The sequence below is a fragment of the Amphibiibacter pelophylacis genome (assembly GCF_037688875.1).
Taxonomy (GTDB): domain Bacteria; phylum Pseudomonadota; class Gammaproteobacteria; order Burkholderiales; family Burkholderiaceae_C; genus Amphibiibacter; species Amphibiibacter pelophylacis.
The window spans coordinates 235,277-257,813 of record NZ_JAWDIE010000001.1; the positions used below are offsets into that span (position 1 = coordinate 235,277).

25 protein-coding genes are annotated in these 22,537 nt (G+C 66.3%); 17 read left to right on the forward strand and 8 right to left on the reverse strand.

Annotation, left to right across the window (positions count from 1 at the left end; translation table 11 throughout):
* Positions 1-2: 2 nt before the first annotated feature.
* Positions 3-1,610, reverse strand: a complete 1,608-nt coding sequence (locus tag RV045_RS01110; RefSeq protein WP_423233911.1) for a cryptochrome/deoxyribodipyrimidine photo-lyase family protein — start codon at positions 1,608-1,610, stop codon at positions 3-5.
* 19 nt (positions 1,611-1,629) lie between these two features.
* Positions 1,630-2,196 carry a lipocalin family protein gene (locus RV045_RS01115; RefSeq protein WP_423233912.1) on the reverse strand — a complete coding sequence of 189 codons (567 nt, stop codon included), beginning with the start codon at positions 2,194-2,196 and terminating at the stop codon, positions 1,630-1,632.
* Between the two features lie 253 nt (positions 2,197-2,449).
* Between RV045_RS01115 and RV045_RS01120 the strand changes: the two genes are divergently transcribed.
* Complete coding sequence (locus RV045_RS01120) at positions 2,450-3,055, forward strand: RNA polymerase factor sigma-70 (RefSeq protein ID WP_423233913.1); 606 nt, start codon at positions 2,450-2,452, stop codon at positions 3,053-3,055.
* A gap of 16 nt (positions 3,056-3,071) precedes the next feature.
* On the opposite strand, the gene RV045_RS01125 is transcribed toward RV045_RS01120, so the two are convergent.
* The 6 genes from RV045_RS01125 to RV045_RS01150 form a co-directional block, all read right to left on the reverse strand.
* Complete coding sequence (locus tag RV045_RS01125) at positions 3,072-3,281, reverse strand: zf-HC2 domain-containing protein (RefSeq protein WP_423233914.1); 210 nt, start codon at positions 3,279-3,281, stop codon at positions 3,072-3,074.
* Between the two features lie 10 nt (positions 3,282-3,291).
* Complete coding sequence (locus RV045_RS01130) at positions 3,292-3,810, reverse strand: DoxX family protein (RefSeq protein ID WP_423233915.1); 519 nt, start codon at positions 3,808-3,810, stop codon at positions 3,292-3,294.
* A gap of 36 nt (positions 3,811-3,846) precedes the next feature.
* A complete protein-coding gene (locus RV045_RS01135) occupies positions 3,847-4,638 on the reverse strand; it encodes an HvfC/BufC family peptide modification chaperone (RefSeq protein ID WP_423233916.1) in 792 nt (263 codons plus the stop codon).
* Entirely contained in the window at positions 4,635-5,519 is an 885-nt protein-coding gene (bufB, locus tag RV045_RS01140; RefSeq protein ID WP_423233917.1) for an MNIO family bufferin maturase, read from the reverse strand. The genes RV045_RS01135 and bufB overlap by 4 nt, the downstream gene beginning before the upstream one ends.
* A gap of 69 nt (positions 5,520-5,588) precedes the next feature.
* A complete protein-coding gene (locus RV045_RS01145) occupies positions 5,589-5,891 on the reverse strand; it encodes a BufA1 family periplasmic bufferin-type metallophore (RefSeq protein ID WP_423233918.1) in 303 nt (100 codons plus the stop codon).
* Between the two features lie 74 nt (positions 5,892-5,965).
* Positions 5,966-6,268 (reverse strand): BufA1 family periplasmic bufferin-type metallophore, encoded by a 303-nt coding sequence (locus RV045_RS01150; protein WP_423233919.1) that lies wholly within the window; start codon positions 6,266-6,268, stop codon positions 5,966-5,968.
* Between the two features lie 356 nt (positions 6,269-6,624).
* Between RV045_RS01150 and RV045_RS01155 the strand changes: the two genes are divergently transcribed.
* The 16 genes from RV045_RS01155 (at position 6,625) to RV045_RS01230 (ending at position 22,529) form a co-directional block, all read left to right on the forward strand.
* Positions 6,625-8,157, forward strand: a complete 1,533-nt coding sequence (locus tag RV045_RS01155; protein ID WP_423233920.1) for an acyl-CoA carboxylase subunit beta — start codon at positions 6,625-6,627, stop codon at positions 8,155-8,157.
* Positions 8,158-8,169: 12 nt separating this feature from the next.
* Positions 8,170-8,478 (forward strand): helix-hairpin-helix domain-containing protein, encoded by a 309-nt coding sequence (locus tag RV045_RS01160; protein ID WP_423233921.1) that lies wholly within the window; start codon positions 8,170-8,172, stop codon positions 8,476-8,478.
* Positions 8,479-8,487: 9 nt separating this feature from the next.
* Positions 8,488-10,539: an acetyl-CoA carboxylase biotin carboxylase subunit gene (locus tag RV045_RS01165; protein WP_423233922.1), complete on the forward strand. Its 2,052-nt coding sequence runs from the start codon at positions 8,488-8,490 to the stop codon at positions 10,537-10,539.
* Positions 10,536-11,012: a VOC family protein gene (locus RV045_RS01170; RefSeq protein ID WP_423233923.1), complete on the forward strand. Its 477-nt coding sequence runs from the start codon at positions 10,536-10,538 to the stop codon at positions 11,010-11,012. Before RV045_RS01165 ends, RV045_RS01170 begins: the two co-directional genes overlap by 4 nt.
* A gap of 61 nt (positions 11,013-11,073) precedes the next feature.
* Entirely contained in the window at positions 11,074-11,373 is a 300-nt protein-coding gene (locus RV045_RS01175) for a BrnT family toxin (protein WP_423233924.1), read from the forward strand.
* Positions 11,360-11,656, forward strand: a complete 297-nt coding sequence (locus tag RV045_RS01180; RefSeq protein ID WP_423233925.1) for a hypothetical protein — start codon at positions 11,360-11,362, stop codon at positions 11,654-11,656. The genes RV045_RS01175 and RV045_RS01180 overlap by 14 nt, the downstream gene beginning before the upstream one ends.
* Positions 11,653-12,828: an esterase-like activity of phytase family protein gene (locus RV045_RS01185; protein ID WP_423233926.1), complete on the forward strand. Its 1,176-nt coding sequence runs from the start codon at positions 11,653-11,655 to the stop codon at positions 12,826-12,828. The genes RV045_RS01180 and RV045_RS01185 overlap by 4 nt, the downstream gene beginning before the upstream one ends.
* A gap of 23 nt (positions 12,829-12,851) precedes the next feature.
* On the forward strand, positions 12,852-14,519 hold the full coding sequence (locus RV045_RS01190) for a GMC family oxidoreductase (protein ID WP_423233927.1): 1,668 nt from the start codon (positions 12,852-12,854) through the stop codon (positions 14,517-14,519).
* Between the two features lie 25 nt (positions 14,520-14,544).
* Positions 14,545-15,102 carry a mechanosensitive ion channel family protein gene (locus tag RV045_RS01195; protein WP_423233928.1) on the forward strand — a complete coding sequence of 186 codons (558 nt, stop codon included), beginning with the start codon at positions 14,545-14,547 and terminating at the stop codon, positions 15,100-15,102.
* A complete protein-coding gene (bluB, locus tag RV045_RS01200) occupies positions 15,102-15,878 on the forward strand; it encodes a 5,6-dimethylbenzimidazole synthase (RefSeq protein WP_423233929.1) in 777 nt (258 codons plus the stop codon). Before RV045_RS01195 ends, bluB begins: the two co-directional genes overlap by 1 nt.
* Positions 15,879-15,977: 99 nt before the next feature.
* Positions 15,978-17,201 carry an ABC transporter substrate-binding protein gene (locus RV045_RS01205; protein WP_423233955.1) on the forward strand — a complete coding sequence of 408 codons (1,224 nt, stop codon included), beginning with the start codon at positions 15,978-15,980 and terminating at the stop codon, positions 17,199-17,201.
* A 115-nt stretch (positions 17,202-17,316) separates the two neighbouring features.
* Positions 17,317-18,198 (forward strand): carbohydrate ABC transporter permease, encoded by an 882-nt coding sequence (locus tag RV045_RS01210; RefSeq protein ID WP_423233930.1) that lies wholly within the window; start codon positions 17,317-17,319, stop codon positions 18,196-18,198.
* On the forward strand, positions 18,195-19,079 hold the full coding sequence (locus tag RV045_RS01215; protein ID WP_423233931.1) for a carbohydrate ABC transporter permease: 885 nt from the start codon (positions 18,195-18,197) through the stop codon (positions 19,077-19,079). The genes RV045_RS01210 and RV045_RS01215 overlap by 4 nt, the downstream gene beginning before the upstream one ends.
* A gap of 9 nt (positions 19,080-19,088) precedes the next feature.
* Positions 19,089-20,159, forward strand: coding sequence for an ABC transporter ATP-binding protein (locus tag RV045_RS01220; RefSeq protein WP_423233932.1), 1,071 nt, complete (start codon positions 19,089-19,091; stop codon positions 20,157-20,159).
* A 16-nt stretch (positions 20,160-20,175) separates the two neighbouring features.
* The gene (locus tag RV045_RS01225; protein WP_423233933.1) at positions 20,176-21,537 is read left to right on the forward strand and encodes an AGE family epimerase/isomerase; all 1,362 of its coding nucleotides are present in this window, start codon (positions 20,176-20,178) and stop codon (positions 21,535-21,537) included.
* On the forward strand, positions 21,534-22,529 hold the full coding sequence (locus RV045_RS01230; protein WP_423233934.1) for a 2-hydroxyacid dehydrogenase: 996 nt from the start codon (positions 21,534-21,536) through the stop codon (positions 22,527-22,529). The genes RV045_RS01225 and RV045_RS01230 overlap by 4 nt, the downstream gene beginning before the upstream one ends.
* Positions 22,530-22,537 lie beyond the last annotated feature (8 nt).

Genomic DNA, 22,537 nt, shown 5'->3' on the forward strand with positions numbered 1-22,537 from the left:
GGCTAAATGCCCAAGTCGAGCTGCTGCTGTGTCGGGGGGGAGGATTTGGCTGCCGCCCGGGAAGACGCCGCGCTGCGTTTGGCGCGCGGACGGATCAGGCGCGAGCCGTGCTTTTCGACAATCGCGGCCTTGGCCTCGCGCACCTCGGGCTGGCCGCGCCGCTCGTACAGCCGCGCCTTGGCCTCGCGCGTGGCGCTGGCCAGATCGACCTGCGGCTGCGGAATGCTGTCCACCCAGTCGCCGTCCGGGCGCACGGCCACGCCGCAGCGCGCCCGAACATCGGGCGGCATCAGCCAGGGCTGGTTCAGCCAGGCGTCGGGCACGCGGCGCAGCGCGGGCAGCCAGCGGCGCACGAAATGACCGTCGGGGTCGTGGTCTTGCGCCTGCTTGACGGGGTTGTAAACGCGCGTGGTGTTGATGCCGGTGGTGCCCGACTGCATCTGCATCTGGCTCCAGTGGATGCCGGGCTCGTAATCCAGGAACTGCCGCGCCAGCCACAGCCCGACGGGCCGCCAGTGCAGCCACAGCGCGTAGGCCGCCACCGAAACCAGCATGGCGCGCATGCGGAAGTTGATCCAGCCCGTGGCGCGCAACTGCGCCACGCAGGCATCGACCATGGGCCAGCCGGTGCGCCCGGCCGTCAGGGCGTCGAAATGCGCCGGGTTGAAACTGTCCTCGCGCAGGCCGTCGTAGCCTCGGTGGACGTTGAAAAACTCCAGCGCCGGTTCGTCCTCCAGCTTCTGGATGAAGTGGCAGTGCCAGTGCAGACGGCTCAGAAAAGCGCTCAGGCCCTTGCGCTGCCAGGCGCTGTCGGGGTCGGCCTGCTCGCGCAGCCGCTGCAGGTGCGCGGTGGTGGCCTGGACCAGCTCGCGCATGCCCAGGCTCCCCAGCGCCAGATGCGGTGACAGGCGAGAGCAGGCTGTCGGCGCGCTCAGGGGCGACGAAATGCCGCCCCGGTAGCTGCGGCTGCGCTGCTCCAGAAAGTCATGAAGCACCTGCAGCGCCAGCGTGCGTCCGCCTTTTTGGCGCTGCGCGGGTTCGGGCGTCTCCAGACCGGGGCCGCTCAGGCCCAGCGGCTGCGCATCCGGCCAGCGCTCGCCGCCCCAGGGCAGGGTCAGGCCCTGAATCTCGCCGGGCTGCGGCGTGGGCCAGGGCGCAGCGTGCATGAGCGCCTTCCAGCGCGCCGTCCAGACCTTGCGCGACGGCAGGCGGCGCACCACGCCGTGCTGCGGCCATTCCTGCCATTGCACACCAGCCTGCGCACACCAACGCGCCACGGCCTTGTCACGCTCGAAAGTATGGCCGTTGCCGGTCTCTTCGTGCGACATCAGGCGCGCAAAGGGCTGGCTGGCGTGCAGCCGGGCCAGCACCTCCGGCACTTCGCCCACGGCCAGTTGCAGCGTGGCGCCCAGGGGCCGCAACTGCAGGGCCAGATCGCGCAGGGTTTCGCGCAGGAAGTTCAGGTGCTGCAGCGCCGCGTCGGGCTGCGCCCACAGGCTGGGTTCAAGCACATAGAGCGCCAGCACAGGCCCCCGCCCGGCAGCGTGGTGCAAGGGCGCGTGGTCTTGTACGCGCAGATCGCGCTTGAACCAGACCACGGTGTAGCTCATGACGGCCGCTCCCCCGCGCTCAGGACGCTGGATCCTGGCGCTGCTGCGACATCCAGATCAGATCGTCCGGGTTGATGCCCGCCGCACGAACGCGTGCGGTCAGATCGCTGCGCAGCGCGGGCGAGATCGTTTTGCTGCGCGACAGGATCCAGCAGTAGCCACGATCCGGCCCGACGACCACGGCCCACTGGTAACCCTTGTCGAGCGCGATGACGTGGTAGCCGCCGTAAAATGGTCCGAAGAAGGAAACCTTCAAAGACCCTGTGCGGGTTTCGCCCGTAAATAGCGCGCGGCCGACGGCTTCGTTCCAACCGCCTTTGGCGGCGTCGTAGCCGCGGTTGACGACACGCACACTGCCATCTTTCTGCAGGCTGTACTGGGCGGTGACGTCGCTCAGGCCGCGCTCGAAAGAGTGATCCAGCCGCGCCACCTCATACCAGCGGCCCTGGTAGCTCTGGATGTCGAAGGGCGTGACCGCCGTCAATCCCTCGGGTGGGCGTGTGGACGAGCAGGCCGCCAGAAAACCCGGCAGAGCCAGCGCCAGAACACAAGCCAGATGGCGCAGCAGGCCAGCGCGTAAAACCATGAAAACACTCCATTAGACGCAAAACCCGATGCTAGGGCTGACGGCAAAACCGGGTGCCTCAGCCGATTTTGGCACGCGGTGTTACCCCCCTGGGCCGGTGTCAGTCGACTCGGTGAAAGTGTTGTGCTTCGGCGCAATTTTCCCGCCTGAATTGCCTGGGATTCGATATAAGCTGCCATAGAAACTGGCTATCGGATTAAAATTGTGCCTGTGAATTATTTATGGGCCTCATCCGGGAAAAGTGCAGTTCAGTATGTCCACCAACCACTCCAGCGGCGATCTCTCGGACGCCGCGGTCCTGGGGCCTTTGCGGCGCCAGATGCTGCAGTTTGCCCAGCTGCAGCTGCGCGATGTTCATCTGGCCGAGGATGCCGTGCAGGAAGCGCTGCTGTCGGCGCTGCGCTATCAGGACCGGTTCAACGGCCAGGCCGCGCTGAAAACCTGGGTCTTCGCCATTCTGAAAAACAAGATCATCGACATCCTGCGCCAGCGCACGCGTCTGGCCGAAGTCAGCACCACCCCGCTGGATGAGGACGCCGAACAGGATCTGGGCGAGCTGTTTGATGCGCGCGGACACTGGGATGCCGATGGACGCCCGAAGGCCTGGGGCAGCCCCGACGGGGCGCTGCAGGATCAGCAGTTCTGGACGATTTTCGAGACTTGCCTGGAGCTGCTGCCGCCGCAGCAGGCCCGTGTGTTCATGATGCGCGAGTTCATCGGGCTGGAAAGCCCCGAGATCTGTGAGGAGGCCGGTGTGACCATCTCCAACCTGAACGTCCTGCTCTACCGCGCCCGGATGCGCCTGCGCCAGTGTCTGGAGATGAAGTGGTTTGACGGGGATGCCCCCGCCGGGGCCTGAACGCGCGGGCTCGGGTTCAGGCGCCGTCGCGGGGCTCGGGCGGGAGCGCATCGCTGCGCTCGGTGTACTGGCGCGAGAAGCGCCGCAGCAGTGCCATCTGCTGGCCGGTGCGGCGGCAGCTCTTGCAGACGGCCAGGTGGACTTTGAGCCCCAGGGTTTCCCCGGCACTCAGGGGGCGATCCTGAGATTCGGACAATCGTTCGGTGGCTTCGCGGCAGGTCAGCATGATGCTGCGATTATCGCCCAACCGGATTGGCCACGAAACGGCGGCTGATCCAGTGGTCCAGCGACAGCCAGCCCGGGCCGCGCCAGATGATGAGCAGCAGGATGGTCGCCCAGGTGCCGTGCGTGGGGTAAGCGTCGGGGTAGACAAAAATCTCGATCACCGAAGTCATGCCCAGCAGGCCCAGCGCGGCAAAGCGCGACCCGATGCCCAGCAGCAGCATCGTCGAGAAGACGTGTTCGGCGATCGCCGCCATCAGCGCGGCCAGCGCCGGGGGCAGCAGCGGCAGCGCGTACTCGGTCTGGAAGAGCGAAATGGCTGAATCCGACAGGTGCGGCCAGCCCAGCTGGACGCTGCCGCCGATGAGGTCGATGGCGAAGCCCTCGACCTTGGTCTGGCCCGACAGCCAGAACACGGCGGCGATGGAAAAGCGCCCCAGAAAAGCGATCAGGCTGTAGGGAATCTGTTCGAAAAGGGCAAAGCAGCGGCGGACCAGCCGCGCCACTGCTGCGGCAGGGGAAGATGAAGTCATGGTGATTCTCGAAAAAAAGAGAGAAGAAAAAAGCGTTCAGTCGTCCGCCAGCAGGGATTCGCGGATCAGCAGGCCCAGCAGGCGCATCAGATCAAAGCTGGGGTCGCCGCTGTAGCGTTCCAGCAGCTCGCCCAGGGGGCTGCCACCCTGCAGATCGCGCAGGGCCTGCGCGTCGCCAGGGGTGAGGTGCAGCAGGCGCACCGCGCTGCCTTCGCGCCAGACCAGCGCGTGGGTGTCGGCGGGCTGCGGAGCGGTGACGGCCTCGCCCTCCTGGTGGCTGGCCCAGACAGGCAGCACGTCGTGGTTCAGGCTGAGCACGCGCAGCGAGGGCTGCAGCGCCAGGCGCAGCAGCGGCAGGCTGTCAGCATCCTGCAGCGCCTGAGCCAGCACCTGCTGCGGCAGCGGCGGGGCGTCGACCTCGTTGATCACCTGGATCACGGCCAGCTCCAGCCGCGCCAGGTCGGCGATGGCTGCGGCCACATCGTGCGGCAGGGCGTCCGTCTGCGCCGCCAGGCTCGTCACAAAATCGGGGAACGCGCTGCCATAGTCGGCCATGATGGGCGTGGCCGGCGGGTGGCTGCGCACAAAAGCGCGGGCCAGATCGCGGAACAGATCGCTGCCCAGCCAAGCGTGGACGACGGGAAAGCTGTCGGCCACCGCGTCCATCAAGGTCACGATGACGTTGTTGCGGTAAACAGCAAAGCGGTGAGCGGGGTCGGAGCCGTTCCAGGTTTTCAGGCCTTGGGGCGCGGGCTGCTCGGGGTCCAGCAGGGCCAGGCGCCAGTCGGTCTGGCTTTGTGCGGGGGCCAGGGTCGCGGACGTGTTCATACCGGCACCGCCACAGTCAGCTCGTCCATGATGGACTGCGCACGCTGCGCTTCGCTGTAAAGCACCGACCAGTCGGGCACGTCGTTGTCCCATTCGATCAGGGTGGGCTGGGGGCCAATCTCTTCGATCACGCGGGCGTAGAGCGACCACACCGCCTCGGCGACCGGCGCGCCGTGGCTGTCGATCAGCAGGGTCTGACCCAGGCTGTCCTGTTCGGGGAAGTAGCCCGCCAGGTGGATTTCGCCCACCGCAGCCAGCGGCAGCGCGGCCATGTAGGCGGGGATATTGCGGCCGTGGTTGACGCAGGAGATGTACGCGTTGTTCACGTCCAGCAGCAGGCCGCAGCCGGTGCGCCGGATGACTTCAGCCATGAAATCGGCCTCGTTCCAGGTGGACGCGGCAAATTCGACGTAGGTGGCCGGGTTTTCCAGCAGCATGCGGCGGCCCAGCGTGCTTTGCACCTGATCGACGTGGCTGCACACACGCTCCAGGGTCTGCGCCGTGTAGGGCACGGGCAGCAAGTCATTCAGAAAGGCGTCGTCGTGGGTGGACCACGCCAGATGTTCGGAGAAAGAAGCGGGCTGATAGCGGTCCAGCAGTGCGCGCAGGCGCTGCAGGTGGTCCTTTGATAGCCCAGCTTCGGCGCCGATCGACAGGCCCACGCCATGGATCGACAGCGCGTAAGGCCCCGAGCCGTCCCGCCCGCACAGGCGACCCAGCTGCTCGTGCATCGGGCCACCGGCCACCATGTAGTTCTCGGCGTGCACTTCGAAGAAGCCCAGCTCGGGGCGCGACGCAAGAATCTCGTCGCCGTGCTGCGGCTTCAGACCCACGCCAGCGCGTGGGGGCAATCCGGAAATGGAGGGGTGCGGGGTATTCATGGCAGGGCTCGGGGTCGGACGGTCAACAATCAGACGGTCAGGGAATCAGGCGATCAGACGCTCAAGGGATCAGGACTTGGCCTTGAACTCTTCCAGCTGGCCGAAACCGGTGGGCGAGGTCTTGGATTCGGTCTTCACGCAGGTGCCTGCAGGAACCGATTTCCACGAGTTGGCCTGGTAATCGACCTTGGCGGTGCCTGCGCAGGTGGTGCCCGCGCCAGCCTTGCAGTCGTTCTTGCCTTTCAGCGCGACGCCGTAGCACTTTTCCATTTTGGTGTCAGCGGCGTGGGCGGGAACCTGGGCCATGGCCAGGGCGCTGCCCAGGGCGAACAGGACGGCGGCGGAAGCGGTTTTCTGGGTCAGGGTGCTCATGATGGTTTCTTTCTTAAGGGGTTGAAAAATCAGGATGTTTGAAATGAATACGGGGAAATCAGCAGCTCAAGGGATCAGGACTTGGCCTTGAACTCTTCCAGCTGGCCGAAACCGGTGGGCGAGGTTTTGGATTCGGTCTTCAGGCAGGTGCCAGCGGGAACCGATTTCCACGAATTGGCCTGGTAATCGACCTTGGCGGTGCCCGCGCAGGTGGTGCCAGCGCCAGCCTTGCAGTCGTTCTTGCCCTTCAGCGCGACGCCGTAGCACTTTTCCATTTTGGTGTCAGCGGCGTGGGCGGGAACCTGGGCCATGGCCAGGGCGCTGCCCAGGGCGAACAGGACGGCGGCGGAAGCGGTTTTCTGGGTCAGGGTGCTCATGATGGTTTCTTTCTTGAAAGGGCCGGACGCTGTGAAATGCAGTTCCTGGCGGAGGGGTTATCGGGAAAAATCAAAGCAGAACAATCTGTCTCGCCCCCTTTTGACGCAGCAGCGCGCCGGTTCTTACAGCCTTTTTCAAAAAAAGCTGAAATTTTTTCAATCCCCATTCGCCACCCCTTCCGCCGCACCCTCACAGCCCCCTGCCAGACCGGCATTGGCCACGCCGTTCTCCCCCGATGACAGCGCGGTGTCAGGCCCTGGCAAGAACTTGCGCCAGAATGTGTGCAGAACAACGCCCGGGCCGCGGTCCGGGCCCCTGACAAGCCCGTAGAGACGACGTAGAGACGAGGTCATTCATGCAAGACATCCTGCAGCAGCTGGAACAGAAACGCTCCGCCGCCCGCCTGGGCGGGGGCCAGAAACGCATTGATGCGCAGCACGCCAAGGGCAAACTCACCGCCCGCGAGCGCCTGGAGGTGCTTCTGGACGAAGGCACCTTCGAAGAGTGGGACATGTTCGTCGAACACCGTTGCACCGATTTCGGCATGGAAGCCCAGAAGGTGCCCGGCGACGGCGTGGTCACGGGCTACGGCATGATCAACGGTCGGCTGGTTTTCGTCTTCAGCCAGGATTTCACCGTATTTGGCGGCGCGCTCTCCGAGGCGCACGCCGAAAAAATCTGCAAGATCATGGATCAGGCGATGAAAGTCGGCGCCCCCGTGATCGGCCTGAACGATTCGGGCGGCGCGCGCATCCAGGAGGGCGTGGCGTCTCTGGGCGGCTACGCCGAGGTCTTCCAGCGCAACGCGATGGCCAGCGGCGTCATCCCGCAGATCAGCCTGATCATGGGCCCCAGCGCGGGCGGCGCGGTCTACAGCCCGGCCATGACCGACTTCATTTTCATGGTCAAGGACAGCAGCTACATGTTCGTCACCGGCCCCGAGGTGGTGAAGACGGTGACGCACGAAGAGGTGACCGCTGAGGAACTGGGCGGCGCGCTGACCCACACCACGCGCAGCGGCGTGGCCGACATGGCCTTCGAGAACGACATTGAAGCGCTGCTCATGCTGCGCCGCCTCTACAACTACCTGCCGCTGTCCAACCGCGAGAAAGCGCCCGTGCGCCCCAGCGCCGACCCCATCGACCGCGCCGAGCGCAGTCTGGACACGCTGGTGCCCGACAACCCAAATCTGCCCTACGACATGAAGGAGCTGATTCTCAAGACGGTGGACGACGGCGATTTCTTCGAGCTGCAGCCCGAGTACGCCAAAAACATCCTGATCGGCTTTGCGCGCCTGAACGGCCAGACGGTGGGCATCGTCGCCAACCAGCCGCTGGTGCTGGCGGGCTGTCTGGACATCAAATCCAGCATCAAGGCGGCGCGCTTCGTGCGCTTCTGCGACGCTTTCAACATCCCGGTGGTGACTTTTGTGGACGTGCCTGGCTTCATGCCCGGCACCACGCAGGAGTACGGCGGCATCATCAAGCACGGCGCCAAGCTGCTCTACGCCTACGCCGAGTGCACGGTGCCGAAAATCACCGTCATCACGCGCAAGGCCTACGGCGGCGCCTACGACGTGATGAGCTCCAAACACCTGCGCGGCGATGTCAACTTTGCGTGGCCCAACGCCGAGATCGCGGTCATGGGCGCCAAGGGTGCGGTGGAAATCATCTTCCGCGAAGAGAAAAAAGACCCGGCCAAACTGGCCCAGCGCGAGGCCGAGTACAAGGCCCGCTTCGCCAACCCCTTCGTGGCCGGGGCGCGCGGTTTCATCGACGATGTGATCCTGCCGTCTGAAACGCGCAAGCGCATCTGTCGCAGCCTGGTGATGCTCAAGGACAAAAAGGTCGACAACCCGTGGCGCAAGCATGGGAATATTCCGCTGTAATCGGATGGCCACATGAGCAAAGCCCCACCCAAAGCCCAGGTGGCCGCTGAGGCGCAGCGCCTGACCGACATCCCCAACATCGGGGTGTCGCTGGCGGCCGATCTGCGGGGCATTGGCATAGACACGCCGCAGCAGGTGCGCGACATGGATCCGCGGGCCGCCTACGAGCGCCTGCGCGGTCCCATGGGGCGGCGCCACGACCCCTGCGTGCTCGACGTTTTTCTGGCCGCCCATGACTTCATGAATGGCGGTCCCCGCCAGCCCTGGTGGCATTTCACGGCGCAGCGCAAGGCGCTGATGGCTCAATTTTCTAGCATCTGAGGCACCCCCATGTTCACCAAAATCCTGATCGCCAACCGCGGTGAAATCGCCTGCCGCGTCATCGCCACGGCCCGCCGCATGGGCATCGCCACCGTGGCGGTGTACTCCGAGGCCGACCGCAACGCGCGCCACGTGCAGATGGCCGACGAGGCTGTGCTGCTGGGCCCGGCGCCGTCGCGCGAGAGCTACCTCGTCGCCGAAAAAATCATCGCGGCGTGCAAGGCCACGGGCGCGCAGGCGCTGCACCCGGGCTATGGCTTCCTGTCGGAGAACGAAGATTTCGCGCGCCGCTGCGAGGCCGAGGGCATTGCCTTCATTGGCCCCAAAGCGCACAGCATCGCGGCCATGGGCGACAAGATTGCGTCCAAAAAGCTGGCGAACGAGGCAAAAGTCAACACCATTCCCGGCTACAACGACCCGATCGCGTCGGCTCAGGACGCCGTGGGCATCGCGCAGGGCATCGGCTACCCGGTGATGATCAAGGCCAGCGCGGGCGGCGGCGGCAAGGGCCTGCGCGTGGCCTTCAACGACAAGGAGGCGTTCGAAGGTTTCACGGCCTGCCAGAACGAAGCGCGCAACAGCTTTGGCGACGACCGCATCTTCATCGAGAAGTTCGTCGAGCAGCCGCGCCACATCGAGATCCAGATCCTGGGCGACAGCCACGGCAACGTGGTTTATCTCAACGAGCGCGAGTGCTCCATCCAGCGCCGCCACCAGAAGGTCATCGAAGAAGCGCCGTCGCCCTTCATCTCCGACGCCACGCGCAAGGCCATGGGCGAGCAGGCCGTGGCGCTGGCCAAAGCGGTGAAGTACGAAAGCGCGGGCACGGTCGAATTCGTCGTCGGCAAGGATCAGGATTTTTACTTCCTGGAGATGAACACGCGCCTGCAGGTCGAGCATCCGGTCACCGAATGCATCACCGGGCTGGACCTGGTCGAGCAGATGATCCGCGTTGCGGCGGGCGAAAAGCTGGGCTTCACGCAGGCTGAAGTGAAGCGCGACGGCTGGGCGCTGGAGTGCCGCATCAATGCGGAAGACCCGCTGCGCAACTTCCTGCCTTCGACCGGGCGCCTGGTGCGCTTCGCGCCGCCCGTGCCCAGCATGTGGCAGGCCAACACGCACGAGCGCCTGGGCGTGCGCGTGGACACCGGCGTGACCGAGGGCGGCGAGATTCCGATGTACTACGACTCGATGATCGCCAAGCTCATCGTCCACGGCACGGACCGCCTGGATGCCATCGCCAAAATGCGCGAGGCGCTTAACGGCTTCGTGATTCGCGGCATCAGCAGCAACGTCCCCTTCCAGTCGGCGCTGCTGGCGCACCCGGATTTCGTGTCGGGCGATTTCAACACCGGCTTCATCGCCAAAAACTACCCGGATGGATTCCGCAGCGATCTGGTCGTGGCGGACGATCCGGATTTCCTGGTTGCGCTGGCGGCCTTCCTGCGGCGCAAATCGCGCCAGCGCGCCGCCGGTCTGAGTGGCCAGCTGCCGGGCTATGACGTCAAGATCGGCACTGATTACACCGTGATCGCCCTGGCCTCTGATGGCCAGCACCGCTACACGCCGGTGCGCGTCGTCGAAACCCCGGGCGACGGCGCCAGCGCCACGGTCAGCGTCAACGGCCGCGATTACACGCTCAGCAGCCCCTCGCGCCTGAACGACATCGGCATCAGCGGCCTGTGCAACGGCCGCGCCTTCACCGCCCAGGCCGAACGCGGCACGCCGCGCAACCCGCTGGCGCTGGCGCTGCAGCACAACGGCACGCGCCTGGAGGCCATGGTGGTTTCACCGCGCATGGCCGACCTGCACCGCCTGATGCCGCACAAGCCGCCGCCCGACCTGAGCCGCTTCGTGCTGTCGCCCATGCCCGGGCTGCTGGTCCAGGTGGCTGTCCAGCCCGGCCAGAAGGTGCAGGCGGGCGAGCGCGTCGCCGTCATCGAGGCCATGAAAATGGAGAACGTCCTGCTCGCCAGCGCCGACGGCGTGGTCGCCAAAGTGCTGGCCCAGGCGGGCGAGAGCCTGACGGTGGATCAGGCGATTGTGGAGTTCCAGTCATGAGCGCCGCCGCCGCGCCGCGTCCTTTCAAGGTTCTGGGCCTGCAGCAGGTCGCCATCGGTGGCACCGACAAGAACCGGCTCAAAGCCCTGTGGGTCGATGCGCTGGGGCTGCCGGTGACCGGCACCTTCCGCAGCGAGCGCGAGAACGTGGACGAGGACATTCTCTCCATGGGCCACGGCCCCTACACGTTGGAAGTCGATCTGATGCAGCCGCTGGACGTGGACAAAAAACCGGCTGTCCACGCCACGCCGCTCAACCACATCGGCCTGTGGATCGACGATCTGCCCCGCGCCGTCGAGTGGCTGACCGCGAAAGGCGTGCGCTTTGCCCCTGGTGGCATCCGGCGCGGCGCGGCCGGTCACGACATCTGCTTCCTGCACCCCAAGGCCAGCGACGAGTTCCCGATCGCGGGCGAAGGCGTCCTGATCGAGCTGGTCCAGGCCCCGCCGGAGGTGATTGCGGCGCTGGGGTGACTTGGGTCGCAGCCCTGAGGCGGTATTTACATTGTCAATACAACAGGGCATCATTGAATGCATGGATACCCACTTCCACCTGAACGGGGCCGATTTTGTCTGGGACACGCACAAAGCCGCCAGCAATGCGATCAAGCACGGGGGTGTGACGTTCGAGCAGGCAGCTTCGGTCTTTTTTGATCCGTTTCTGCGGCTGGTGGATGCCTCACGCAACGACGAGGCGCGCGACGCGGTCGTGGGCTTTGATGCCCAGTCCCGCCTGCTGTTTGTGGTGCATGTCCAGATGGACGATGCGTTCATCCGCATCATCTCGGCCCGCAAGGCCACTGCGCTGGAGCGACGTGAACATGAGCATTCCTGACACCCTCAAAACCAGACTGGACAAAAACCGCGCCATGATCTCGATCACTGTGCGCGTGCCGGTCGACGTGATCGACTCCATGAAAGCCATTGCGCCCCAGCGCGGCATGGCAGGTTATCAGACGCTGCTCAAATCCTATCTGAGCGAAGGGCTGCGGCGGGATGAAGCCCTGTTTGCGGTTAGCGACACGCAGATGCGCCTTCTGGCGGCCTTAAGGCGCCGGGGCGTTCCGCAGGAGCTGCTGGATGAAGTGGTTCAGGAAGCCTCGGGGGAGGGCGCTTGAGCCTCGGTACGGCATATCCGCAGATTTCACGCCGCACTTTGCTCGGCCTGGCCCTCGCCAGCGCCACCACGGCCCTGGCCGGATGCGCCCTGCATCGCCCGGACAGTACGGCGTCCGGGACGCCCGAACGGCCCGCGCTGCCTTCTGGCTGGCGGCTGCTGGGCAGCAGTTCGGCGCGGCCCGGGCTGGTGGTGGATGGCACGCCCGTGGGCGGGCTGTCGGGGCTGGATTACAACCCCATCACTGGCCTGTGGTGGGCGCTGAGTGACGACCGCTCGCAGCGCGCCCCGGCGCGGCTCTACACCTTCGATCTGGCCCTGAATCCGCATGGCGTGGCCGCACCGCAGTTTCGCCAGATGATTGCGCTGCGCCAGCCGGACGGGCGGCTCTATCCGGGACCGTCGGGCTGGCAGGGGCGGGCGCGCAGCGGCCCCATCCCCGATCCGGAAGGATTGCGCCTGCTCCCTGGCACCGATCTGCTGGTCTGGACCAGCGAGGGCGACATCGATCGCGGCGAGCCGCCCGCCCTGACGCTGACGCGCCGCGATGGCCGCGCCGTGGACGAGCTGCCGCTGCCCGCCGAGCTGGTCACGATGGCCCAGGGCGTTGGCCCGCGCAACAACCAGACGCTGGAAGGCCTGGCGCTGGTGCCAGGCACGCGCCAGCTCTGGCTGGGCATGGAAGGCGCCCTGAAGCAGGATGGTGATCTGCGCCGCTTCACCCGCTACGACCTGGACGGCCGCCGCGCCATCGCCCAGCGCGCTTACGCCCTGAGCGAAGGGCCGCACGGCTTTGGTCGCGCCTTTATCGGCGTCAGCGAGCTGCTGGCCTGGGGGCCGCATCACCTGCTGGTGCTGGAGCGCGCGTTCAGCATCACCCGAGGCTTTGAAGTGCGCCTGGTGCTGGCCGATACGCGCACCGGCAGCGACACGCTGGGCCAGCTGCGGCTGGATCCCAGGCAGATACAGCCCATGCGCAGCACGGTGCTGGTCGATTTCGGCCAGATCACCGGGGCGGCCCTGCCGCGCATCGACAATCTGGAAGGCATGGCCTGGGGGCCGACGCTGCCCACGGGCGAGCGCACGCTGGTGCTCATCGCCGACGACAATTTCCTGGCCCTGCAGCAGACCCAGTGCGTGGCGCTGGTGCTGCCGGCGGGCGATCCGGCCTGATCATCTTTTCTGCTGGGGCTGACATGGACTCTGCCGCGCACTTTGACCACATCATCATCGGGGCCGGAACGGCCGGCTGCCTGCTGGCCAACCGCCTGAGCCGCGATCCGGCGCGCCGCGTGCTGCTGATCGAAGCGGGCGGCCCGGACCGCTCGCCCTGGATTCACATCCCGGTGGGCTACCTGTACTGCATCGGCCACCCGGCCACCGACTGGCGCTTCCAGACCGCCGCCGAACCGGGCCTGAACGGCCGCCGTCTGCGCTACCCGCGCGGGCGCACGCTGGGCGGCTGCAGCAGCATCAACGGCATGATTTACATGCGCGGCCAGCGCGAGGATTACGACGGCTGGGCCGACGCCACGGGCGACGATGCCTGGCGCTGGGACAACTGCCTGCCGCACTTCATCGCGCACGAGGACCACTGGCGCCTGCAGGCCGCCGACCCGGGCCTGACGGGCGCGGCGCTGGACGGCTTTCTGCGCGCCCACGGCCAGGATGGCGAGTGGAAAGTCAGCCGCCAGCGCCTGCGCTGGGACATTCTGGACGCCTACGCGCAGGCCTGCGAGCAGGCGGGCATCGCGCCCACGCCCGATTTCAACCAGGGCAGCAACGCGGGCGTGGGCTATTTCGAGGTCAACCAGCACCGGGGCTGGCGCTGGAACACGGCCAAGGCCTTTCTGCGCCCGGCGCGGCACCGGCGCAATCTCACCGTCTGGACGGGGGCGCATGTGGAATCGCTCATTGTGGCGCCGGACAGCGGCGGGGGCTGGCACTGCAGCGGCGTGCAGGTGCGTCAGGCCCAGGGGCGCACCGCGCTGACGGCGGCGCAGGGCGTCATCCTGTCGGCGGGGGCGGTGGCCACACCACAGATTTTGCAGGCCTCGGGCCTGGGGCCGGGCGATCTGCTGCAGCGCCTGGGCATACCGGTGCGGCAGGATATGCCCGGTGTGGGCGCCAACCTGCAGGATCATCTGCAGATCCGCACGGTGTTTGGCGTCTCGGGCGCACGCACGCTCAACACGCTGGCGAACTCCTGGCTGGGGCGCGCGCGCATTGCGCTCGAATACGCTCTGACGCGATCCGGCCCGATGAGCATGGCGCCCAGCCAGCTCGGCGCTTTTGCCTGCACCTCGGGCGCGCACGTGCGGCCCAATGTGCAGTTTCATGTGCAGCCGCTGTCGCTGGATGCGTTTGGCGAGCCGCTGCACCGTTTCCCGGCGATCACCGCCAGCGTCTGCAACCTTCGCCCGACCAGCCGCGGCCACATCCGCCTGCGCCAGCCGGGCACCGACCACGAGCCCGAGATCGCCCCCAGCTACCTGGCCACCGGGGAAGACCGCCAGGTCGCGCTGGAGAGCCTGGCGCTGGTCCGGCGCATCGCCGCGCAGCCTGCGCTGGCGCCCTACGCCCCGCGCGAGATCAAGCCCGGCACCGATCTTCAGGATGAAGCCGACCTGCTGCGCGCCATCGGCGATATCGCCAGCACCATCTTTCACCCCGTCGGCACCGCCCGCATGGGCCGCGACGGCGACCCGCAGGCGGTGCTCGACAGTCGCCTGCGCGTGCGCGGTGTGCGCGGCCTGCGCGTGGTGGATGCCAGCGTCATGCCCACCATCACCAGCGGCAACACCAACAGCCCCGTGCTGATGCTGGCGGAGAAGGCCGCAGGCTGGATGCTGGCGGAGCGCTGATCGCTTGCCGTTAAAGTCTGGCCCCATGAACACGCTTTTCGATCCCAAAACATTGATCGGTGCCCTTTCGCTCGGGGCGGTTTTCCTGGTCGCAGCGCTGGTGCTGGCGGCGCTGGTGCGTCGGCTGACGCGGCGGGTAGCGCCGCATCTGACGGATGTCACAGGCCTGGCGTTTGCCAGTGCGCTGGGCCAGGTCATGGTCTATCTGGGCACTTTTGTGCTTTACGCGCACCTGGTGCCCGACCTGCGCGCGCTGGGCACGGCACTGCTGACGGGGGTGAGCATCGTCTCGGTCGTGATCGGCCTGGCAGCGCAGAACACGCTGGGCAACCTGGTGGCCGGGCTGTCGCTGGTGCTCTACCGCCCGGTGCGGGTGGGCGACTGGGTGCAGGTGTCGGCGCCTGCGGGCGTGACCACGGCCTGCGTCGAGCTGCTCTCGCTGGGCTACACCACGCTGCGCGATGCGCAGGGGCGGCAGGTGCTGGTGCCCAACAGCGTGATGGTCAGCAGCGTGGTCGTGCGCCTGAGCGCTGAACAGGCGGCGCAGGCCAGTCAGCCACCGGCGCCTTCGGTGGCGGGCTGATGGCGATGGCTGACCTGCGGTTTTCTGCCACGGAGCGCGACGGAGTCTACCGCGCCATTTTCGAGCGCCGCGACGTGCGCTCGCAGTTTCTGCCGGGCCCGGTGCCGCCCGAAGTGCTGGCGCGCCTGCTGCAGGCGGCACACCACGCGCCATCAGTGGGTTTCATGCAGCCTTGGGATTTCATCGTCATCGAAAGCCGCGAGGTGCGTGAGCAGATCAAAGCCCAGTACGCCCGAGAGAACGAACGCGCCGCCGCGCGTTTCAGTGGCGAGCAGGCCGAGCGCTACCGCAGGCTCAAACTTGAGGGGATTCTGGACAGTCCGCTCAACCTGTGCATCACCTGCGACCGCAGCCGGGGTGGACCCCATGTGCTGGGCCGCAATACGGTGCTGGAGGCCGATCTGTTCAGCGCCTGCCTGGCGGTTCAGAACCTGTGGCTGGCCGCGCGCGCCGAAGGCGTGGGTGTGGGCTGGGTCAGCATTCTGGAACCCGTCGAGCTGGCCCGGGTGCTGGGCCTGCCCGACACGGTCGTGCCGGTCGCCTATCTATGTCTGGGCTATGTCAGCGCCTTTCTGCCGCAGCCCGAACTGGCGCTGGCTGGATGGCGCCAGCGCCTGCCCCTGCAGGAGCTGGTTCACGCGGACGTGTGGGGCCAGCCGCTGCCGCCCGGTCCCCTGGCGCAGGCCCTGGACGCGGCCACCCAGGGAATTCCCTCTGGCGGCAAACATGAACAAAACATTAAAGTCCGCCCTGTTCCCGGTTCGGCGTGCGCCTGACTGCGTGACGATCCTCACATCTGGTCTTTTCAACCAACAATTCTGGTGCCCAATATGAAACGTGTTTCCCAATGGATCCGTCCCCTGAGCCTGTCCCTGATGCTGGGCGGCGTGCTGACCGCCACGGCGGCGCAGGCGGGCGAAGTTGAAGTGCTGCACTGGTGGACGTCGGGCGGCGAGGCCAAGGCCGTCGCATCCCTGAAGGCCACGCTGGAAAAGAAAGGCGACACCTGGAAGGACTTCGCCGTGGCCGGTGGCGGTGGTGATTCCGCCATGACTGTGCTGAAGTCGCGCGTGCTGTCGGGCAACGCCCCGGCTGCGGCCCAGATCAAGGGCCCGTCCATCCAGGAATGGGCGCAGGAAGGCGTTCTGGCCGACATCACCCCCGTGGCCACGGCCGAGAAGTGGGACAGCGTACTGCCCAAGGTCGTCGCTGACGTGATGAAGTACAAGGGCAAGTACGTGGCCGCTCCGGTCAACGTGCACCGCGTGAACTGGCTGTGGATGAGCACCGACGCCATGAAGAAGGCCGGTGTCACCAAGGCCCCGACGACATGGGACGAGTTCTTTGCCACCGCCGAAAAGTTCAAGAAGGCCGGCATCATCCCCTTGGCCCACGGCGGTCAGGACTGGCAGGATTTCACCACGTTTGAAGACGTGCTGCTGGGCGTGGGCGGTCCCGACTTCTACAAGAAGACCATGGTCAAGCCCGAAGCGGCCAGCCTGAACAGCCCGACCATGATCAAGGTGCTGGAGACCTATCGCAAGATCAAGCCCTACACCGACAAGAACGCGCCGGGCCGCGACTGGAACCTGGCCACGCAGATGGTCATCAAGGGCGAAGCCGGCATGCAGTTCATGGGCGACTGGGCCAAGGGCGAATTCCTCGCCGCCAACAAGGCGCCGGGCAAGGACTTTCTGTGCGCTCCTGCTCCGGGCACCACCAAGGATTTCACCTTCAACGTGGATTCCTTCGCCTTCTTCAAGCTGAAGGACGCTGCCAAGATCAAGGCCCAGAACGATCTGGCCCAGGCCATCATGGCGCCCGAGTTCCAGGAAACCTTCAACCTGCTCAAGGGCTCGATCCCGGTTCGTCTGAACATGGATCTGTCCAAGTTTGACAGCTGCGCCAAGGACTCCTCGCGCGATTTCGTGGCCACCAGCAAGACCGGCACGCTGCTGCCGTCGGTGGCCCACGGCATGGCCCTGTCGTCCGCTGCTGCGGGTGCCGTCAAGGACGTCGTCAGCCAGTACTGGAACAACGACAGCCTGAGCGCGGCCGACGCCGCCAAGCGCATCGCGACCGCCGCGATGACGCAGTAAGGCCCACGCCAGCCTGCGCCCTGTGGCGCGGCTGGCCCGTTCTCCCGGCAACCGCCCTGCGGCCCGCCGGGAGAATTTTTTTGTCCGCATGCCCCAGACGAGAAAAGGACACCCCATGTCTGCACCGTCCAGCCTGCGCACGCCCTGGTTGCCCAAACTGGTGGTCGCGCCGAGCTTTGTCATCTCTTTCCTGTTCATTTACGGGCTGATTTTCTGGAACGGCTGGCTGTCGATGACGCCGTCGCGCCTGCTGCCCAACTACGACGAATTCGTGGGCCTCGAGCATTACGTGGCCCTGTGGAACAACGACCGCTGGTGGGTGGCCATCACCAACCTGGGCAAGTTCGGCCTGTGTTTCATCGGCGGCGGCATGGCGCTGGGCCTGCTGCTGGCCATCCTGCTGGATCAGAAGATCCGCGCCGAAGGCGTCCTGCGCACCATTTACCTCTACCCGATGGCGCTGTCCTTCATCGTGACGGGCACGGTCTGGAAGTGGATCATGAACCCGGGCCTCGGTCTGGACCGCGTGATGCACGCCTGGGGCTGGACCAGCTTCAGTTTCGACTGGCTGATCGATTCGGACAAGGCGATCTACACCGTGGCCATCGCGGGCATCTGGCAGAGCGCGGGCTTTGTGATGGCGCTCTTCCTGGCGGGCCTGCGCGGCATTGACGATTCCATCATCAAGGCCGCCCAGGTCGATGGTGCCAGCCTGCCGCGCATCTACATGCGCATCCTGATCCCCAGCCTGCGCCCGGTGTTCTTCAGCACGCTGATGATCGTCTCGCACCTGGCGATCAAGAGTTTTGACCTGGTGATGGCGCTGACGGCCGGAGGCCCGGGCTACGCGTCCGACCTGCCCGCGACCTTCATGTACACCATGGCGTTCAGCCGGGGCCAGATCGGTCTTGGCGCCGCCAGCGCGACCGTGATGCTGGCCACCGTGGCCGCCATCGTGGTGCCGTATCTTTACTCCGAGCTGAGGACCCGCAAATGAGCGCGCCATCCACTGTCACTCCCGGCGGGACCGGGCTGCAGATCCACCGCATCATCCTGTGGGCGCTGCTGCTGGTTTTTGCGGCCTTTTTCCTGACGCCGCTGTATGTCATGGTGTCCACGTCGTTCAAGGATCTGGACCAGATCCGCAACGGCAACCTGATGTCCATTCCCACCAGCCCCAGCTTCGCGGCCTGGTCCAAGGCCTGGTCCACCGCCTGCACGGGCGTGGACTGCAACGGGCTCAAGCCCTTCTTCATGAACTCGGTCTACCTGGTCGTGCCTGCGGTGCTGATCTCGACCGCCGTGGGCGCCATCAACGGCTATGTGCTGTCCAAGTGGAAGTTCCGGGGGAGCGAATTCATGTTCGCGCTGCTGCTGTTCGGGGTCTTCATGCCCATGCAGGTCGTGCTGCTGCCCATGAGCCAGGTGCTGGGCTATCTGGGCATCGCCAGCTCGATCAGCGGCCTGATCCTGATCCACGTGATCGCCGGTATCCCCAGCACCACGCTGTTCTTCCGCAACTACTACGTCGGCCTGCCCGACGAGCTGGTCAAGGCGGCGATGCTGGATGGCGCGGGCTTCTGGCGCATCTTCTGGCGCATCATCCTGCCGCTGTCCACGCCCATCCTGGTTGTGACGCTGATCTGGCAGTTCACCAACATCTGGAACGATTTCCTTTACGGCGTGGTGTTTTCGGGCGCGGACAGCAAGCCCATCACGGTCGGTCTGAACAACCTGGCCAACACCACCACCTCGGTCAAGGAATACAACGTGGACATGGCGGCGGCCATGATCGCCGGTCTGCCCACCCTGCTGGTTTATGTGCTGGCCGGGAAATATTTCGTGCGTGGCCTGACGGCTGGCGCGGTCAAAGGTTAAGGAGTCAGCATGAGTGCTTTGTCTATCCGTGAGGTGCGCAAGACCTTTGGTCAAGTGGAGATCCTCAAGGGCATCAACATCGAAATCGAAACAGGCGAGTTCCTGATCCTCGTCGGGCCTTCGGGCTGCGGCAAATCGACGCTGCTGTCGCAGATCGCCGGTCTGGACGTGCCCACCTCGGGCGCCATCCTGCTGGGCGATCGTGATATCACCCACCTGCCCAGCAAGGACCGCGACATCGCGATGGTGTTCCAGAGCTACGCGCTCTACCCGAACATGAACGTGGCGCAGAACATCGCCTTCGCGCTGGAAATGCGCAAAGTGCCCAAGGTCGAGCGCGACAAAGAGGTCCAGCGCGTGGCCGAAATGCTGCAGATCGGCCATCTGCTGGATCGCAAGCCGGGCCAGCTTTCGGGCGGCCAGCGCCAGCGCGTGGCCATGGGCCGCGCCCTGGCGCGTCACCCCAAGCTCTTCCTGTTCGACGAGCCGCTCTCCAACCTGGACGCCAAGCTGCGCGTCGAGATGCGCGCCGAGATCAAGCTGCTGCACCAGCGCACCAAAACCACCACCGTGTACGTGACGCACGACCAGGTCGAGGCCATGACGCTGGGCGACCGCATCGCCGTGATGCGCGACGGCGAAGTCCAGCAGTTCGGCACGCCCGATGACATCTACAGCCGCCCGGCGACGCGCTTTGTGGCCGAGTTCATCGGCTCGCCGTCGATGAACTTCGTGCACTGCGCCTGGGACAACGGCCGCCTGGTGGGCCGCGACAAAGAGCTGCCGACCACCGAAAGCCAGCGCACCGCCATTGCCGCGCAGGGCGGCGGGGTGGATTACGGCGTGCGTCCGGAAGACCTGACGCTGTGCAATCCGACCGAGGCCAAGCTCACCGGCCACATCCTGATGCTGGAGCCCACCGGCCCCGAAACCTATGTGCAGGTGGACACGCCCGTGGGCCACGTCACCGCGCGCGTGGCGGGCAAGGTCACGCACCGTGTGGGGGAACTGGTGGGCCTGGACTGGACTTCGGCGCACAATCACCTTTTCATCACCAAAACCGGAAAACGCCTCGGCTGACCGGACTGCTTCCACGATGCCTTCATCCCCGCGCCGCCCGATCCCGCCCGCCCCGATGTTTGACAGCGCCGTTGTCCTGGCGCGTCACATCCAGGACACCCTGGCTTTTTTTGAGGGGGCGGTCGATCCGGCGGGCGGGTTTTTCCACTTCCTGCGCGACGACGGCACGGTCTTCAACCGGACGACCCGGCATCTGGTCAGCAGCACGCGCTTCGTCTTCACCCACGCCAAGGCGGCGCGGCGCTTCCCCGATCACCCGCTGGCTGCCGTCTGGCACCAGCGCGCACGCCACGCGCTGAACTTCGTCGAACAGGCGCACACCGTGCTGGACCCGGCGCTGCCCGGCGGTCGGCGCTACCTGTGGCAGATGCAGTTTGACGGCCGCGTCACCGCCGTGGACGACGCCACCGATTACGCCTACGGCCACGCCTTTGTCGTGCTGGCGCACGCGCAGATGACCGCGCTGTGCCGCGATCTGGCCCAGCGCAGCGGCTCTGAGCGCGACCAGGCCGAGCACGCCGCCGCCCGCGCCGCACTGGAGTCCGCCGTGGCCACGATGGACGCGGCCTTCTGGTCTCAGGAGCACCAGCTTTTCGCTGACGAACGCGACGCTTCAGGCCAGATCCCACCGTATCGCGGCCAGAACGCCAATATGCACAGCTGCGAGGCCTTCCTGGCCGCCTGGGACGCGACGGGCGAAGCGGCTTACCTGGACCGTGCTGCCCTGCTGGCCGAGCGTGTGGCCCACGATCTGGCCAACGCCAGCCACGGCCTGGTCTGGGAGCATTTCACCGCCGCCTGGCAGCCCGACTGGGATTACAACCGGGGCGACACGTCCAATATCTTCAAGCCCTGGGGCTTTCAGACCGGCCACCAGACCGAGTGGGCCAAGCTGCTGTTGCAGCTCGCCCACGCCCTGCGCCGTGCCGGACGCCAGGTGCCGCAGTGGCTGGTGCCGAGGGCGCGCCTCATGCTGGATACCGGCTGGGAGCAGGGCTGGGACGCGGCGCACGGCGGCCTGATCTACGGCTTCGCCCCGCAGGGCGATCCGGCGCAGGACACGCAGTGGCAGCCGTTCGACGGCCACAAATACCACTGGGTCCAGGCCGAAACGCTGGCCGCGCTGCTGCATGCTGCGGCGCACGAGGCCGCCGCCGATCCGGCTTACAGCGCGCTGTGCCGCCAGCGCTACGGGCAGCTCTGGGATTACGCCTGGACGCACTTTGTCGATCACCGCCACGGGGCGTGGTTCCGCATTCTGGCGCCGGACAACGCCGCGCTGACCGACGAGAAATGCACGGCCGGCAAGGCCGACTATCACAACATGGGCGCCTGCTACGACATGCTGGACGCCCTGGCCGTTATGGGGGGCGCATGACGACGATCTACCTGTGCGGCACGCTGCCGCAGCACGACGTGGCGATCTGGCAGGACGCGCTGCGCCAGGCCCTGCCGGGCAACGACTGGGTGTTCAACATCGGCGATCAGCCCTGGCCTGCGCTGGACAGTGATGCAGCGCTGCGCTCCCGCATCGACATCGCCCTGGTCGCCAACCCCAGCCCGGCGCAGGTGGCGCAGCTGGCCGCGCTGCCGCACCTGCGTCTGATCCAGTCGCTGTGGGCGGGCGTCGAGAAGCTGACCAGCCAGCCCGACTGGCCGCGCCACATTCCACTGGCCCGCATGGTTGATCCGCGCATGACGCAGGCCATGGCGCAGACAGCGGTCTGGGCGGTGCTGTCGCTGCACCGCGATTTCTTCGGTTACCAGGACCAGCAGGCGCAGCGCCAGTGGCTGGAGCGCCAGCAGCCGCTGGCCCGCAACTGCCCGGTCACCGTGCTGGGCGCGGGCGAGTTGGGCCTGGCCGTGGCGCGGCAGATCGCCAGCCTGGGCTACCCGGTGCGTGCCTGGTCGCGCGCAGGCACCCGCCAGATCAGCTGGAACGGCCAGCAGGCCGTGGTGGGCGAACCCGCCGCGCAGGATCTGGACGCCCTGCTGGCGGACACCCGCATCGCCATCAACCTGTTACCGCTCACCGCGCAGACGCGCGGCTTTTACAACGCCGCCCGACTGGCCGCGCTGCCCCAGGGCGCCAGCCTGATCAACCTGGCGCGCGGCGGTCATGTGATCGACGACGACCTGCTCGCCGCGCTGGACAACGGCCATCTGCACCGCGCTGTTCTGGATGTCTTCAACACCGAGCCACTGCCGCAAGACCACCGCTACTGGACGCACCCGCGCGTCACCGTTCTGCCGCACATCGCGGCCAAAACCAGCCCCGAAACCGGCGCCGAACTCGTCGCCAGCAACGTCGCCGCCAGCCGAAGCGGCCAGCCACTGCAGCATCAGGTGGAGTGGGAGCGGGGGTATTGAGGGCGCAC

What these genes read in the sequence shown, in the direction of transcription:
- RV045_RS01110 (WP_423233911.1), bottom strand. Translation starts at nt 1,610, where the DNA reads ATGAGCTACACCGTGGTCTGGTTCAAGCGCGATCTGCGCGTACAAGAC.
- RV045_RS01115 (WP_423233912.1), bottom strand. Translation starts at nt 2,196, where the DNA reads ATGGTTTTACGCGCTGGCCTGCTGCGCCATCTGGCTTGTGTTCTGGCG.
- RV045_RS01120 (WP_423233913.1), top strand. Translation starts at nt 2,450, where the DNA reads ATGTCCACCAACCACTCCAGCGGCGATCTCTCGGACGCCGCGGTCCTG.
- RV045_RS01125 (WP_423233914.1), bottom strand. Translation starts at nt 3,281, where the DNA reads ATGCTGACCTGCCGCGAAGCCACCGAACGATTGTCCGAATCTCAGGAT.
- RV045_RS01130 (WP_423233915.1), bottom strand. Translation starts at nt 3,810, where the DNA reads ATGACTTCATCTTCCCCTGCCGCAGCAGTGGCGCGGCTGGTCCGCCGC.
- RV045_RS01135 (WP_423233916.1), bottom strand. Translation starts at nt 4,638, where the DNA reads ATGAACACGTCCGCGACCCTGGCCCCCGCACAAAGCCAGACCGACTGG.
- bufB (WP_423233917.1), bottom strand. Translation starts at nt 5,519, where the DNA reads ATGAATACCCCGCACCCCTCCATTTCCGGATTGCCCCCACGCGCTGGC.
- RV045_RS01145 (WP_423233918.1), bottom strand. Translation starts at nt 5,891, where the DNA reads ATGAGCACCCTGACCCAGAAAACCGCTTCCGCCGCCGTCCTGTTCGCC.
- RV045_RS01150 (WP_423233919.1), bottom strand. Translation starts at nt 6,268, where the DNA reads ATGAGCACCCTGACCCAGAAAACCGCTTCCGCCGCCGTCCTGTTCGCC.
- RV045_RS01155 (WP_423233920.1), top strand. Translation starts at nt 6,625, where the DNA reads ATGCAAGACATCCTGCAGCAGCTGGAACAGAAACGCTCCGCCGCCCGC.
- RV045_RS01160 (WP_423233921.1), top strand. Translation starts at nt 8,170, where the DNA reads ATGAGCAAAGCCCCACCCAAAGCCCAGGTGGCCGCTGAGGCGCAGCGC.
- RV045_RS01165 (WP_423233922.1), top strand. Translation starts at nt 8,488, where the DNA reads ATGTTCACCAAAATCCTGATCGCCAACCGCGGTGAAATCGCCTGCCGC.
- RV045_RS01170 (WP_423233923.1), top strand. Translation starts at nt 10,536, where the DNA reads ATGAGCGCCGCCGCCGCGCCGCGTCCTTTCAAGGTTCTGGGCCTGCAG.
- RV045_RS01175 (WP_423233924.1), top strand. Translation starts at nt 11,074, where the DNA reads ATGGATACCCACTTCCACCTGAACGGGGCCGATTTTGTCTGGGACACG.
- RV045_RS01180 (WP_423233925.1), top strand. Translation starts at nt 11,360, where the DNA reads ATGAGCATTCCTGACACCCTCAAAACCAGACTGGACAAAAACCGCGCC.
- RV045_RS01190 (WP_423233927.1), top strand. Translation starts at nt 12,852, where the DNA reads ATGGACTCTGCCGCGCACTTTGACCACATCATCATCGGGGCCGGAACG.
- RV045_RS01195 (WP_423233928.1), top strand. Translation starts at nt 14,545, where the DNA reads ATGAACACGCTTTTCGATCCCAAAACATTGATCGGTGCCCTTTCGCTC.
- bluB (WP_423233929.1), top strand. Translation starts at nt 15,102, where the DNA reads ATGGCGATGGCTGACCTGCGGTTTTCTGCCACGGAGCGCGACGGAGTC.
- RV045_RS01205 (WP_423233955.1), top strand. Translation starts at nt 15,978, where the DNA reads ATGCTGGGCGGCGTGCTGACCGCCACGGCGGCGCAGGCGGGCGAAGTT.
- RV045_RS01210 (WP_423233930.1), top strand. Translation starts at nt 17,317, where the DNA reads ATGTCTGCACCGTCCAGCCTGCGCACGCCCTGGTTGCCCAAACTGGTG.
- RV045_RS01215 (WP_423233931.1), top strand. Translation starts at nt 18,195, where the DNA reads ATGAGCGCGCCATCCACTGTCACTCCCGGCGGGACCGGGCTGCAGATC.
- RV045_RS01220 (WP_423233932.1), top strand. Translation starts at nt 19,089, where the DNA reads ATGAGTGCTTTGTCTATCCGTGAGGTGCGCAAGACCTTTGGTCAAGTG.
- RV045_RS01225 (WP_423233933.1), top strand. Translation starts at nt 20,176, where the DNA reads ATGCCTTCATCCCCGCGCCGCCCGATCCCGCCCGCCCCGATGTTTGAC.
- RV045_RS01230 (WP_423233934.1), top strand. Translation starts at nt 21,534, where the DNA reads ATGACGACGATCTACCTGTGCGGCACGCTGCCGCAGCACGACGTGGCG.